Origin of the sequence: Streptococcus gallinaceus (genome assembly GCF_040545695.1) — a bacterium.
In the GTDB taxonomy this organism is placed as follows: domain Bacteria; phylum Bacillota; class Bacilli; order Lactobacillales; family Streptococcaceae; genus Streptococcus; species Streptococcus gallinaceus.
Map to the genome: position 1 here is coordinate 279,924 of NZ_JBEPMK010000001.1, position 14,783 is coordinate 294,706.

The 14,783-nt window shown below is 37.0% G+C and carries 13 protein-coding genes; 12 read left to right on the top strand and 1 reads right to left on the bottom strand.

Translation table 11 applies throughout. From position 1 onward, the window contains the following. Position 1: 1 nt before the first annotated feature. The 9 genes from ABID27_RS01475 to ABID27_RS01515 all read left to right on the top strand — a co-directional run bounded on the left by ABID27_RS01475 (position 2) and on the right by ABID27_RS01515 (position 10,136). Complete coding sequence (locus tag ABID27_RS01475; protein ID WP_354279729.1) at positions 2-1,492, top strand: type II secretion system protein; 1,491 nt, start codon at positions 2-4, stop codon at positions 1,490-1,492. Between the two features lie 60 nt (positions 1,493-1,552). Beyond that, complete coding sequence (pilM, locus tag ABID27_RS01480) at positions 1,553-2,809, top strand: pilus assembly protein PilM (protein ID WP_354279731.1); 1,257 nt, start codon at positions 1,553-1,555, stop codon at positions 2,807-2,809. Further along, complete coding sequence (locus ABID27_RS01485; protein ID WP_253362815.1) at positions 2,809-3,423, top strand: PilN domain-containing protein; 615 nt, start codon at positions 2,809-2,811, stop codon at positions 3,421-3,423. The genes pilM and ABID27_RS01485 overlap by 1 nt, the downstream gene beginning before the upstream one ends. A 55-nt stretch (positions 3,424-3,478) precedes the next feature. Further along, complete coding sequence (locus ABID27_RS01490) at positions 3,479-4,957, top strand: hypothetical protein (protein WP_253362817.1); 1,479 nt, start codon at positions 3,479-3,481, stop codon at positions 4,955-4,957. A gap of 175 nt (positions 4,958-5,132) precedes the next feature. Next, positions 5,133-6,392: an SSA_2305 family type IV pilus system protein gene (locus ABID27_RS01495; RefSeq protein WP_354279733.1), complete on the top strand. Its 1,260-nt coding sequence runs from the start codon at positions 5,133-5,135 to the stop codon at positions 6,390-6,392. Then, entirely contained in the window at positions 6,389-7,579 is a 1,191-nt protein-coding gene (locus ABID27_RS01500; protein WP_354279735.1) for a PRC-barrel domain-containing protein, read from the top strand. Before ABID27_RS01495 ends, ABID27_RS01500 begins: the two co-directional genes overlap by 4 nt. Positions 7,580-7,664: 85 nt before the next feature. After that, positions 7,665-8,624, top strand: a complete 960-nt coding sequence (locus ABID27_RS01505) for a hypothetical protein (protein ID WP_354279737.1) — start codon at positions 7,665-7,667, stop codon at positions 8,622-8,624. Between the two features lie 136 nt (positions 8,625-8,760). Continuing rightward, positions 8,761-9,528 carry a prepilin peptidase gene (locus ABID27_RS01510; RefSeq protein ID WP_354279739.1) on the top strand — a complete coding sequence of 256 codons (768 nt, stop codon included), beginning with the start codon at positions 8,761-8,763 and terminating at the stop codon, positions 9,526-9,528. Continuing rightward, positions 9,516-10,136, top strand: a complete 621-nt coding sequence (locus ABID27_RS01515; protein ID WP_253362827.1) for a glucosaminidase domain-containing protein — start codon at positions 9,516-9,518, stop codon at positions 10,134-10,136. Before ABID27_RS01510 ends, ABID27_RS01515 begins: the two co-directional genes overlap by 13 nt. 49 nt (positions 10,137-10,185) lie before the next feature. On the opposite strand, the gene ABID27_RS01520 is transcribed toward ABID27_RS01515, so the two are convergent. Further along, the gene (locus ABID27_RS01520) at positions 10,186-10,347 is read right to left on the bottom strand and encodes a hypothetical protein (protein WP_354279741.1); all 162 of its coding nucleotides are present in this window, start codon (positions 10,345-10,347) and stop codon (positions 10,186-10,188) included. A 156-nt stretch (positions 10,348-10,503) separates the two neighbouring features. On the opposite strand from ABID27_RS01520, the gene ABID27_RS01525 reads away from it, so the two are divergent. The 3 genes from ABID27_RS01525 (at position 10,504) to ABID27_RS01535 (ending at position 14,720) form a co-directional block, all read left to right on the top strand. Beyond that, positions 10,504-12,426 (top strand): transglutaminase domain-containing protein, encoded by a 1,923-nt coding sequence (locus ABID27_RS01525; RefSeq protein ID WP_354279743.1) that lies wholly within the window; start codon positions 10,504-10,506, stop codon positions 12,424-12,426. A gap of 34 nt (positions 12,427-12,460) precedes the next feature. Beyond that, complete coding sequence (locus ABID27_RS01530) at positions 12,461-12,793, top strand: hypothetical protein (RefSeq protein ID WP_253362831.1); 333 nt, start codon at positions 12,461-12,463, stop codon at positions 12,791-12,793. Between the two features lie 412 nt (positions 12,794-13,205). After that, positions 13,206-14,720, top strand: coding sequence for a helix-turn-helix domain-containing protein (locus ABID27_RS01535; RefSeq protein WP_354279746.1), 1,515 nt, complete (start codon positions 13,206-13,208; stop codon positions 14,718-14,720). The last annotated feature ends 63 nt before the right edge of the window (positions 14,721-14,783 follow it).

Genomic DNA, 14,783 nt, shown 5'->3' on the forward strand with positions numbered 1-14,783 from the left:
TATGAAAAACGTTAAGAAAAGAAAAGGGATTACCCTCGCGGAGGTTATCATCTCCTTAATTCTTATTTCTGTTATCGTTGTGGGAACCATGAGCTTTTTCTCAAACTCATTTAATAATGTATTTGGGCTCCGCACTCAGAATGAAACTAATTTTGCAATCCAAGAGCAATTTGAAAGTAGAATAGCAGAAGTCAAGAAAAATGGAGGCACAGGTACAGAGGAGCGGGAATTTGTTTATAAAATTGGGAGCAACGCTCCACAAACAGTAAAAGTCAAAGGGACAAATTTGTCCTATAAAAATGACAAAGCTCCTAAAAAAATTCATCTCTTTGTCGCGAATAATAAAGAAAGTGTCTTGAAAATTCCTGAGGATTTAAAGGTTACTCTTGATGAAAAAGAGGGGAAAAAAGGTAAAGCCTACTATTATGTCGATGAACAAACACCAGACGGACGTGTTCAACTGACTGACAAGTCTACAAGTTCTAAAATTTACACCGAAGAAGGTTGGTTCCAAAGCCATTTATCTATAAAAAATAAGGATAATCCAAGTAAGCCGATTGTTTTGGTGGGAAGTCTGGCGGCGATAGGGTCAACAGAATCAAAGGTAGTACATCCTAAGATGTTGGAAGACTTTAAGCAAATTTCAAAGAAACATAATGGGATTAAAATTGAAGATAAAATGCGTGGCTCTTATCTAACCTTTGCAGCTCGCGCCATCAATTCTTTTGGTCGAGTAGGTCAATACCACGAAGCCGAACATCGTATCTGGGTAATGGGGATCCCAGTTACGAAAGATTTGACATTCCATACAGACGCTGATCTTGCTGTGAAAAAAAATGAGAATGGGACCCCTGTAGCTATTCCAACAGTTGACGAAGCCCAAAGTGATATAGAGTTGTTTAATTATCGTAATGGTCAAAAAATCACAGATAATGTGGCAGTAAAGAGCATTTTTGATGAGGAAAAACATCAAGCAAGACAAATGTTAGCTTTGCGAAATAATAGCTTGAGCATTAAAAACTTAAAAATGCAAAATGGACTGACAAACTCCTTCTTGCTCACAAAAGAATCTCAGTCAGGTGCCTTAGTTTCGTATCAGTTTGGGAACCAATTAATTTGGAAGCTAGACATAGGTGACAATGGAGAATTGAAAATAGCAACTAGTGATGCTTCAAATGGCAATTTATCATCGAATTCTACAGTTACCCAAAAGCTTGTTAAAGACCAAGATAACTCTATTCAAATTGTAAGCCAACCAGTTAACGATTCTCAATTGAAAGTGGAAGTGGAAGTATATTTGAATGGAGAAAAAATCCATACAGATACACTAACTGTTAAGAATAGAAACCGTAATGGGCAACAACCTATAACAGTTACCTTCGGTGGACAGACCCACATCAATGAAATTGCTGTATTTGAACGCTCATTAGGTCAGGATAAGATTAAGTCCATGACTGAATATTTCAAAAATAAATACGAAGTAAAAAATTAAAAAGAAAGTAGAATGGGGAGATCAATGTTCTCTGTTAAGAAAAAAAAAGAAACAGGACATATGTCTGATAACGGGAGCGGGAAAAGTTCCTTGCTGACACGGTTGAACCAACCCCTTTTTAAGAAAAAAGAGGAGTTGGCAGATGAGGAGTACATGCTAGACAGCGACCTCCAAGTCTCACAAGCGGCTTCAACCAAGAACAAGTCAATCACAAGTTTGTTTTCAATTAAAAAAGGGCAGGGCGGGAAAAATGCCGGTCAGCCCTACACCATGTTTTCAAAGCCCATCAAAGGAAATTTGTTAGCGATTGATTTTGATGACTATGATTTGACCTTGGTAGTTGCGAAGCAAAAACGCAAAGAATTAGAAATCGTAAAGACGGTCAAATCTTCGTTACCAGCAGGGTTGGTACATGATGGTTTGATTATCAACATGGATGCCTTGATTGAGTTCATTGATCATTTGATGAAAGAAAATGATGTCATAGCTAAGTATGCTTTTTTTGCAGTCAATAATACAGGGGTTATTGCGCGTCCAGTCATGGTACCAGATGCCGTTGCAGAAGAAGACATCGAAAACTTTATCTCCTTTGAGTTGCAGCAGTATCTGGATATCGATACAAGCTCATATATCATTGATTATCAATTTAGTCCACAAGCAGATGGTATGATTGAAGAAGGAAGCAAGTCTTTGATTGCCTATGCTGTGCCAAAAGCGACAGTAGAGCAACATTATGACTTGGCAGATGCCTTGCATTTGGTACCGTATGTCTTTGACCTGCGTTCCAATACGTATGAAAAGTGGCTGGAACGTGTAGAAGCGATCAACAATCGTGGCAAGTATTTGACAGAAGGAAATATTGGGATTGTCCAACTAGGCAAGCACAGTATTGATGTCTATCTCTATGCGAATGGTCGATTTGTGACAAGTAACCATATGGATCATGGCTATCATGAGATTGAAGACTTAGTAGATACTGAATTGACCATGCGTCATTTTCATGAGATTGTCGCTGGTAATATGACAGATTTGTCTCTTAAACGCGTCTTAGATGAATGGTTAAATGAAACAAAAATGCATATTATCAATACCGAGCGATTTTTCAGCTCAACAACTGGTGAAACGATTGATAAGTTTTATTCTATCGGAGAAGGTGCCCTTTGCTGGCATTTGATTTCAGTATTAAAAACAAAATTTGACGGTGATATTGAGGCTGTCGGTAGCGTTGACTCAGAGGATATTGTTTGGGGACCGTATGCAGATAATGATCCTGAAATGATACCAGCTGTAGCAATGTTAATTCGGAGGGCCAACTAATGATGATGAGAGATTTAAACTTTTTTGCGACATACCATATCCCTCCTGCAAAGACCAGCACAGTTCGCTTGGCTGCGATCACGGGGAGTATACTAGCATTAGCAGGGGTATTGCTAGGTACCTTCTATTACTACTCAAGTAACAGTAACTACGAGACAGAAATCAATAAATTACATATGTTGCTAGAAGCACCTGAAATGACACAGCAATTAGAAGAAATTGAAAAACTTCAAGTTGACAAAGCAACTGTGACAAACGATCAGACGATCTTTAAGAATTTAGAAGGTGATTTCAAACGGACTCACAAGGTTAATAGAGCTTTCATGGACTTTGTCCAAAACCGTGTGACACGTAATCTAGTCTTTGATGAATTGAGCATTTCAGATGATAAGGTGTCTATCGTGGGACTCTCAACCGAGAGACTTTCTATCGCAAAATTTGAGGAAGAATTACGAAAAACAGACAAATTTAATCATATTTTGGTCAGCACGATTGAAAATGTCGACGGTGGTGGTGCTGCAGTTGGTGTAGCAGCCAATGATCCATTTAAGGATGTATATAAATTTACTATCGAAATTGAGACAAAGGATGTGGACTTCAGTGAAAAAAAATAATACTAACAAAACTGATAAGAAACCCGGGCTAAAGCTAAACAAAAAGGAAAAAACTTTGCTTGGTACAGTTGCTGTCGGTCTCGTTGCATTCGGTTGTTACAATGTTTTAAATGGTTTAGTAACTAAAAATGGTGAGCTATCGGAAGAGTACAACAGGTTGCAGTTGGAGTTTAACGAAAAATCTGCAAAGGTTGCTCGGAAAGGAGCCTTGGTTCAAGAATTGAAAAAGCTGAACAGTGATACCAATAAAGTTGCTTCTAACTATTACGGCAATACGAATCAGGGGGAATTTATCTATTTGATTGATCACCTGATTAGTAAAAGTGGCATCACTCTTCAACGGGTTGAATTTGCGGAAACAAAAGAACTAGAGTTTCCTAAAAAGGCGGATAAGGATGCAGCAGCACAAGAGAAAGATAAGAAGGCTAAAAAAACTGAAACAACTTCCTCAACAACAAGTGCTTCAAGTACAGGTACTTCGACGTCAACGTCAACAAGTACAAGTTCTAGTTCTGCTGCTGAAACACAAAAAAGTGCTGCGCCAGCTACACAGTCAGATAACGAGGCAGAAAACAAGTATGCCAATACGAATATCACACAAATGACAGCTGATATTAGTTTCTCAGGAACCTATTCTCAGGTGTTGGAATTATTGAAAATGATTGATGCCAATGAGCGTACAATCGTATCAAGTGAATTGGACTTGGGTTCTCCTAAGGCCAAGCAAGAAGTGGATAGAATTGATCCGCTGATTGAAAAAGGGCATATCAAACTAAGATTTTACCAAGTAGAAGATGTAGAACGGTATGTCAGCAAACCAGCTAGCAATGTAGATAAGACACCGATTCCATTTGCCCATGTGGCTTCACCATTTAAGCGTGCATCTTGGTTGTCTATCTCTGAAGATGGTGGTAAAAAATCAGATTCAAAATCAGATTCAACATCGTCAGGTAATTCGTCGGATGTGGGTTCTGGTTTAGGATCAGCTCCTGGACCAGCTTATCTTCAACAATTGGCCAACTCAACCAGCAATACAGGTGGAATTTCAGCTTACTACAATACCTCAACACTTTATCGCTTTGAAACAAACTTAAAATTGAAAAACAAAGCCAATAATGCAGAGACGGACGTTACGGTTGATACCGGTGACTTCCTTGAAGGTACGGGTTCGAATGTTGTGCAAATTCCTGCAAGCAAAGAAAAAGTCATCTATGAAATGAGATTGCAAGATCCATTTATTACATTAAATGAAAAACCAGATTATATCCTTTTCGACTTCCATAGTTCTAAAAAATGGGACGGCAGCTTGGGGATGATTGTTGAAAATGCGAACGGTCAAGAAATCCAAGTCGGTTTATTGGAAGGCTTGAAATGGGAAGGTTGGCGTGAAGCTCGATTTGATCCTGCCAGCGTGGCGAGCTTGACATATCCATTGAAGGTAAAAGGTTTCTACTTTGAAACACCAAATACCAATAGTGATGGAACAACCCTAAAATTGGATAATTTTGCTATTCAGAGTTTGATATCCAATTAAAAAGTAAATTTGTGATTCATAGAGCAAGACCAAACAACCTCTATGAGTACAACTTACTGTAGCATTTTTTAACTTTTAGTTCATATTGAGTCATGGTTTGAGTTCGTAACACATTTCTCTGTATGTAAAGAAACAATGAAAGAACGAACAAGGAATAAAAAAGAAGGAGGAAATAATGGCGTATTTACAAATGTTTGGCCTAACATTCATCATAATTCATACGATTAGTATTATGTTTGTAGCTAAGTTGGAGATAGCAAAGCGAATCTTTCTAGCGATATGGATGGGAATGTTTGTCTTTTTCCTTCCTAGAATGTATCAATATTTACAAGCAAGTCCACTCTATTTTGGTGGTCTATGTGCGGGTATTTTTGGTATCTATACAGTCTCACTATTTTCACAAAATATCCGAGACTACATAGAACATTATAAACAGATTAAGAAAACTAGAGAAACTAGAGAAACTAGAGAACTATTCTTTGTCAGTGAGACACAAGTAGAGGAATCTTTCATAGAGAATCCTGTATACGGTAGTTTATTGATGGAGAAAACGGAAGCTGTAGAAGATGATACCCAAGAACTGTCTCGCTTGAAATCAAGACAAAAGGATAAAAAGACAAGCACCAAATCCTCTACCGATAAAGTGATACAGATGCCTTCGAAAAATGTATCACAACCTGCGAAAAAAAACATGCCTTCACGGGAGGAACAAGCATACGATCAACCAAATCGTATGAGTTTAGAGGAAGAGTTTTTAGCTGTTGATAAAAAAGAAAACACTGATAAAGTTACGCCAATTTCGTACCATTCTTCCACATTTGAACCACAACAAACCTCTATAAAAGAGGTGGACAATATGGTATCTCAAACCTTATCTAAACTGGACAATTTGTTTTCAGGAAATATGGATAAGGAAGAATCAAATAATTTATTTATTGAAAAAGAATCTCCTGTGCATCTGGAATCATCGGCAGAACAACCGATGGATGTTACGGTAACGGATGAAGAGGAAGAGATTTTGAGAGAAATTGAAATCATTTTTTCTCAACATAAGGACCAAGAATCACCAGTTACTGTACATAATAAACAAGCACAAGATGACGTGATTTTAACCGTTAATCCATTGTCGGGCGAGGCGGTTGAATGGGTGAAAACGAAGAAAACAGAAGAACCATATTTCAATACTGAGGAACAAATTGATAAAGAAATCTATTTCCGATTCTTATTATTTGAAATTCGTGAGTTGTTAGTGTTGGGCTTTTATCAGGAAGCGGTGGATTATTTGAAAGAGATTTTAATTGATTCTTACGACAAGGAAATTCGTCAGAATGCCCTTTGTTTATTGGAGTTAATTCGAGTGGAACTCTATAATCCACATATTAGTGAAACCATAAGAAATGAATATAAGTTTTTAGAGGAGCGTAAAGTATTATGATTAGTTGCAAGTCGGTCATTGGAACTGCAGTAATTGAAATTGAAAAAGGTGTGGGACTTGGAGAAATTCATCAAGTTGTCGTGGACAAGGGGGTTACGCTAACTTTTGTTGTCAAATCACGACAGGAAGACCCATCGCACGCTTTAATGATTGGAAATAATATTTATGGTATTGGTAATTTTGCAGCAACTGTGAAAAATTCAGATGCATTGAAGGCCATTACACAAGATGAATTACAACTTCTTGTAGATAAACAAGGTGTGATCATCGATGAAATTGTTATTACTGTCGATGGAAATAAAATTGGTCGTGTAACAGACTACTTTATTGATAATGAAAATGAAATTGGCTTCTTGCTAGTTGATCCTGAGAATGATGGAGAAGTATTCCAAATTCCTAAATCACAAATTTTAATGATTGGAAAAGAGTACATCATTTTAAATGAAGAATGCAACACTGTGGAAGCAAGTGCCCAGGCAAAAATGATTGATGTTCCAGCTAAGCCACGTCCAGCTTTAGAAAGAGTTGAACAACAAGCTGAGATTGCTGTTCCTCAAAAAGTAGAACCTGTAGCAGAACCTACTTTCAATGAGAAGCCAGCTCCTAAAAAAGAAATAAATTCATGGATACCTGAAATGGATACTAACATCGAAAATGATCAAAATTTTGATTTAGATGCTATGTTGGCAAATCTAAAAACTAGTGAAGATTTTTCAGATTTGAATTCTTCTATGAAAGTTGAAGAAACGATGCCACAGGAAATGCCTGCGCTTGAGTCAATGGCAATTGAAAGCACATCTTTGAAACAATTGAAAGAAGATGAAGTAACAGCTGAAACACCGAAACAATCATTAGAAGATATCTTTGCATCATTTTCAAACAATGATACTCCAAAAGAAGTCCCAGTAAAACGCGATGAGTTTCAAATTCCAGTAGAATATGAAACCATTACGGAGCCTGTGATTCACCATCAAGTGGTACCAATGACAGTTGCAACTGATGAAACGAAGAGTTATGTCGACAATCAAAAACGGCTTTTGCTTGGCAAAAAATTGCAAAAAAATCTACTGAACTCAGATGGTAGTGTGCTTCTTTATGCGGGTGAAGTTGTAACAGAAGAAATGATTGACTTGTTGCGTAGAATTGACAGACGATTGTTGGTTCGTTTGGCAGGGAGTGTAGGCTAGAATGAAGGGAAGATTTTCAAAGTATCAACCTTTCATTCCCCTAGGTTTAGTTTTGGTCTTTATGCTTAGCTTGCTGCTATATGTTATGACGATCTATAAACCAAGTTTGCCCATGAGTATAAATGACAAAAAGACTCTACATGTTCATTCGAGAAGTGAAGCAGAAGTTGCAGTATACAAAAGCTTACCCTACAAAGCGAGCTTTGAGCTGTCAACAGGGCATTCCTTCTCAATGGATATGCGATTGCTAGGATTGAGTTATTTTTCAAAAACGGAATTAGAAAGTTTAGATAAAATTTCGAATACCAATCTATGGGATAAGTTTGTACCATTTTTTGAAACAAAACAAAATCAACTCTTATCAATCTATTCAAAACGGTTATTTTGGTTGCAATCTTTAGAAAAATCGATTCAAAATTTTCCGGATTTATTGAAACAAGAACCTGAAACCAATCATTTGATTGCTAGTCCGGATAATCAACTGACGGTATCAGCTCCTGTAGATGGGTACGAAATTCAAGCTCAAAACTTTATTTCCGTTGTTCAGGATATCAATAAAACAGCTCAATTTGAACATATTCCTTTAGAAGCCAATCTCATCGGTGCCGAGGATCAATCCTGGAATTTATCTCAATACACACAATTTATTGATAAGGCAGAATTACCGCTTTCAGATGATGCTGTTCAAAAACACAACCAAGAATTAGCATTTCATAAATTGCAAAATGTGTATATTGCAGCTGGTCAAAGTGTCAATTTTTCAGATGTTATTGGTAAGTTGAACAAGAAATCAGGTTACCTAGCAAGTGTTGTCAATGGGACAGAAGTTTATGGAACTGGTGTCGAGTTAGTGGTGGATGCCCTCCAATCACTGACATTTAAACACATGAAAGTAGATTCTTACAAAGGTAAGGCTTTCAGCATTGGAGATCCAGGCAAGGAATTCACTCAACTTTCTGTGACAAATACAAGTCAGAACGATGTCGTTCTTTCTCTATCAACAGAAGGCTCGCAATTAACAATTGTACTAGCCAGCAAACAATAGACAGTTAGGACCGAATCATTTGGTATATCCTTTATTCGGTCATTAACTGGACTTGCCTAGTAGGAAAAGCGAAGGCAAAAACTACAAAATAAACTCGAGGAGAAGATGTGATTTTAAAACAGAAGAGGAGTATGAAATGGCAGTATTAGTCTTTATCCTAGGACTCGTATTTGGTAGCTTTTATAATGTTGTCATTTATAGAGTTCCACTTGAAAAAAGTATCATCAATGGTCGTTCAGCTTGCCCAAACTGTTCACATGTTCTAGGTGCTTTAGAGTTGATTCCGCTTTTATCCATTGTTATTCAAGGGTTTAAATGCAAACACTGCAAGGTACCGATTTCTCCGCGGTATTTTATCGTGGAATTGCTAACAGGTACGCTGTGGTGGGGAGCCTATTTGTTCTTTATTGACCAAGGGATATGGATGGTTATCTCGGCTTGTCTATTGATTTCTCTGGGGATTATCGTAGGCTATATTGATTTTGATACCCATTTTATTTCTGATATTGTTCTACTGATATTTTTAGTTGGGCGGTTGAGTTTGATCTGGCTGACAGGGGAATCCTATTTGGAAACCATTTGTTCCATGCTCGTAGCTTTAGTGGTCTATGGTGCCATTTATTGGTTGGCAAAATTCTATTATAAGCAAGAAGCATTTGGTCCTGGCGACATTACTTATTTGATTACGCTTGGTAGTTGGTTTAGACCGCTTGATATTGCACTGGTCGCGATCGGTTCGTTTTTTATCGCTGGATTGTTACTGCTAGTCATAACGTTCATTGCAAAACTGAAATTTGATGCGAAGAAGGAAATCCCCTTTGGTCCTGCTATGAGTATTATGGCTATTTTATTCTATTTTTGGGGAGATTATATAAAGGAGTTATATATTCAATGGGTATTTTAAATAAAAAAATAAGAGGCATGCACCTGATGACAACAGGCTTGATTGGTGGCTCTCTTGTTATCGGATTGTTATTTGGTCAGCACATTATGGCCAATCACCAGGAGAAAATTAATCCTGCAGATATTTATATTTCAGAGAATTTTAGTTCAAATGGTGGTGGCGTTATTCTGTTCTCAGAAGATGTTACGGTTCCTTCAACGGTATCGGCTGATTTTATCAACAGTCGTTTAGAAGGGACAAATATGGCTGGTCTAGGTCAGGCCTTTAAAAAGGCTGAGAAAAATTATGGCGTAAATGCTATCTTTTTAACTGGATTGGCTATTCATGAATCTGATTACGGAAGAAGTCAAATAGCACAAGTAAAAAATAATTTATTTGGTTTTATGGCATATGATTCTAGCCCATTTTCAAGTGCCGGCTACTTTGAATCATTTGATGCTTGTATAGACTACGTTGCACGCTATTTGAGTCAACATTATTTGAAACCGGATGGCATGTACTACAACGGAAAGAGTATTGCGGCAATTAATACTCGCTATGCATCCGATAAAGGATGGTCTGAAAAAATTGCTATTCGTATCCGTACTTTCTTAAATTTAAATAAATAGTCGTTAAGTAAATGATAGATGATGATTGCCTCGTCAAGAAAGAGCTAGACTACTGTTTGGCTTTTTTTTCGACAAAAAATACATCATTACTGCGTTTTTTCTTCCTACCAGGAGAGAAAGAGAGTTTTTCTAATCGGTCAAAAGTTCTTTTTATCATGACATTCTTTTTGAGACGTTGCATTATTTCATAAAGTAAAAAATGACGTTTCATTTTTGTAGGCTATGAGGTCAAACCGTTTTTATTCTATTACTGATATACAAAACACTTTTTTAAAAGGGGGTGGTGCCTATGTTTGTATGAAGTTAAAAGATGCGATCACATAAACTACTGTTAATTACTTTTAGTTATTTTAATACTGGAGGATGTATGAAGAAAAAGAATATTTTAAAAGGATTATTGTTTAGTACGATGGTTATGGCCTCAGTTGCCGCAGCGCAAGTACATGCAGATGATCATTTTTCTCAAAGAAGTTATTACACATATGCGAATGAAGAAGGATATCAAGCAACAAGACATTTCCTTAACCAAAAACAAGCAATAATTGAAGATGTAAAAGGCCACATTAGCTCTCTTGGAGATGTGGCAACTCCACTCCGCGACAAGATCAAAGAAGTCAACCAATCCATTCTTTCATATGAACGCGAAGATCATCAGTTGGTTTATCAATTAAACTACGGTAACAACACTGCTGATCAATACAACAATGCCGTTCAAAAACGTGAGGGAATTATCCGAAACATTTTTGAAAAGGTTGAAGCTAATAAAGCGGAGTTGGAAAATATCCGAACAAGTTACCACGATTTATCATATGAACGAACAACATTGATTAATCAAATTTTTTCAATCTTAGGTAAGCCAAGTTCTCGTAGAATTCATTCTTACAGAGATGCAGAAAATGAACGTGAAAATTTGATTCGTTCTTTGCAACAGTACATGGATCGACTTTTAGTTGTACAGTCTGAATTGAGTGCTTTGGCTGGTAGAACAAACGCTATTAAAACGGATGACTTGTCAGCTGAAATTGGAAAATTAAGTGGAATTCTTTTGGAATTGACAGGTGAATCAGCTGAAGAAACACCCGTTACCCCTCAACCAGCTAAAGAGGAAGAAAAACCGGTTACTCCTCAAGCAGTTGAAGAAGAAGATATTCCAGCAGTACCTCAAGCGGTTGAAGAAGAGAAGACACCAGTAGCTCCTCAAGTAACAGAAGAGGAAGAAGCACCCGTTACTCCTCAACCAGCTAAAGAGGAAGAAACACCAGTAGCTCCTCAACCAGCCAAAGAGGAAGAAACACCAGTAGCTCCTCAACCAGCCAAAGAGGAAGAAACACCAGTTAAACCTCAGCCAGCTAAAGAGGAAGCAGAACCAGCTAAACCTCAGCCAGCTAAAGAGGAAGCAGAACCAGCTAAACCTCAGCCAGCTAAAAAAGAAGAAACACCAGCACCAACTAAACCAGCAACAAATTACAATATTGTAAATGATGCCTTGAATTTAGGAACTATTGCTGATTACACAGCATTGACAAATGGTTTGACACATGCAATTGACAATAAAGTTGGTACCATTCGCTATAAGGTTACCTTTAAGTCACGTGAACAGGTAGATGCATATGCGGCTCAATTAAGCAAATTACTTGAGAAATACGCTGATGATGCAGGTACTATTTTACGAATCAGAACTTCAAACCAATTGGGTACGTACTACCGTGGTAACTCAGTTTCACACATTGAAGTTGAAACAACACTTCTAATTGACTATACATTGATGGCTCATCAAAAAAATCTTGTTGCAGAATACAAAGATTTTGTAAAACAAGTTGTTAAAGAACAAATCACAGATAAAAATATCACTGATGATTATGAAAAAGCTAAAATTCTTAACCAATTCATCATTGACAACTATGAATATGCCGACCATGAATTGAACACAACTAGCTTAACTCGTTCAGGTATCAGTGTTCACGCTCCAGAATCATTGTACAAAGACAAACGTGGAGTGTGTCAAGCCTATGCAGTTATGTTCCGAGATTTAGCAGTTGAAGCTGGTCTTAAAGCTTGGTATGTAACAGGAGCAACTAACCAAAGTCGCGATGCAAACCATGCTTGGAATATTGTTGAAATCAACGGTGTGAAATACTATGTAGATACTACATGGAATGACGTGACAGGTAACTATCGTAACTCGTACTTCTTGGTAGGACGTAATACACTATCAAAAGACCATTCAACTGACCGCGACTATGCAGATTTGTACAATGACATTCCTGCACAGGACTATGCTCGTCGTTAAAAAATAGAATTCTAGAAGGGAAAGGTGTTACAGAATGAAAAAATGGCTCAGTATACCAATCCTAATCTGCCTTTTATTAGCTGTAGGATGGTCTGTTGTTGCACTAAAAAAAGGAGAGCAGCAACGTCCGCAGATAGAAAAATCAACTAGCCGTCGAGAAGACCCTTCTACAAATGAAAGAGAAAAAAGTATGCATACAACAAAACAAACTCAACAAGCAGATGTTTCACAAGATACTACGATTCCAAAAACTTCTGATACCCAAGAAAGTAGTCAAGCACATTCAGCTGTCACTCAAGAAAATGCGGTAATTAAACCAACCATTGAAATGACTACTGAAGAAACGAAAATCAAATTGGAAGATTAATACCAAAGTAGCAGAGTATTTATCTATTCACTTTTGAGAAACGTTTTATTGCAACTCTCATTTTCGAAAAATCTTTAAGATGTAGACTGAATTTGTATTGTAGTATCAGAATGAACTTATAAGAAAGTGCACAAAAATTTGATCGCATCAATGCACGGCCTCGATAAGTTAGAATGACCAGTCAAACAATCAGCTCTATGAAAAAAAGATGAGGGCCCTCTACCAAAAAGAGTATGCATAAAACGATCCGATAACTTGCCTATAAATCGTAGTTCTACAGTTATATTTTTCCTATAACTGAACTGCTTACTGTTTGTTAAACAGTTAAAAAAACAAAATAAATAGCCTGATACCTTGATTCTTTGAGGATCAGGTTATTTCATTGTACAATAATAATTGACGGAGAATATCTATGCTATCTAACTTTATTGAGCCTGCTATTCTGAATAGAATTTTTTTAGTTAATACTTTATTGGAATTTACATATAGTGAGTTTTATGAACTTGTTCAGATTACTGGATTTAGTAAAAAAACAATTCGAGAACTAATCACTGAACTTCAGCCACTACTAGAAGATGAACTTCACATTCGCATGGATTCGAAACAGATTCACTGTTGTTTATTGTCGAATGCAACGAAGACAGAATGTTTGCAACGTATCTATAGGGAATCCCCTTTTTTACAATGCTTAAGCTTTTTAGTGATGAATCAGCAACAACTACCCTATAATGAGTTTATTAAGACTCACTATATGTCAGTTCCATCAGCCTACCGTTTGAAAAAGCGTTGTGATCAGTACCTTGAAACCATTGGATTGACGACTGAAAACAATCATGTTGTCGGTGAAGAATTTAAAATTCGTTATCTACTGGCCTTGCTGCAATGTCATTTTGGTGTTATTTGTTACCCAATTACAGAAGAAGACCATCTGTTAGTCAGAGAGTTTATGACAGGGTCAAATGCCCGCATGACACAGGAGTTATTGGGATTGATGGAAGAAGAACACTTATTCTTTGAGTTTCTCGTGATTTTAACATGGAAGCGACACAGCTTTAGACCGCATTTACCACCGTCACGTCAGTTTGATGCACTGAAAAAATTGTTTATTTATCCGCTGATTCAAGATTATTCAGAACAAATTCTTGAACCTAGCCTCCAAATGAAATTTGACATAGTTGATTATGATTATCTATTTTTAGTCTATTGTACGCGAAATAATCCCTTTGCTGGAGATAAGTGGACACCAGAGAATAATAGAGCATTAGAACAAATTGTGGTGAATGAAACAGATATTGCTACATTATTGCCATTATTTGAACAGTTCTTAGATCCTTCCTTAGTATTTTCAGAATCATTTATTACGAGTATGGTTGAGCTGTTTCGAAAATTTCTTTATAACCTTCAGCAGTTGCTTCCCGAGGATTGTTTGATAGATCGCTATCTCAAAGAGGAGTGTTCACCACTTTATAGAAAAAACAGAGAACTTCTCAGTAAATGGATGACGGAGTTGGGCTATGTCGGTGAAGTTAGTCCGAAACATCTTAATTTATTAACGGTTCAAATTAGGCAGCTACTGAAAACCCAAATTGCCCCTATATCAGTGGTACTTTGCTCCAACAATGAATCCAATCTAGTTATGTTTAAAGGCTGGCTGCATCAACACCTATCTGAAAAGACGACCAGGATTATTGCTTTTAACCTCAACACTGAAGATGTTAAGTTGTTAAAAAATATGGGAAATGCAGTCATTATTGCGGATAAAAAATATATTCCTCTGTTAAAAAAAGTATGTGCTACAACTGATAATATTATCTTTGAGTTAGCAGTCTATACCAAAGAGTATCGGTTACAAAACATTTGTGAAGCGATTGAAACGCAACGCCAGCAGGCCTACCTCCAGTTTATTAGCAAACGATTAGGGGTATAGAGGGACACGAAGGAAACAATCAGTTGGTTTCCTAGCAGAATAAAATTATCAATGAAGAGTCGA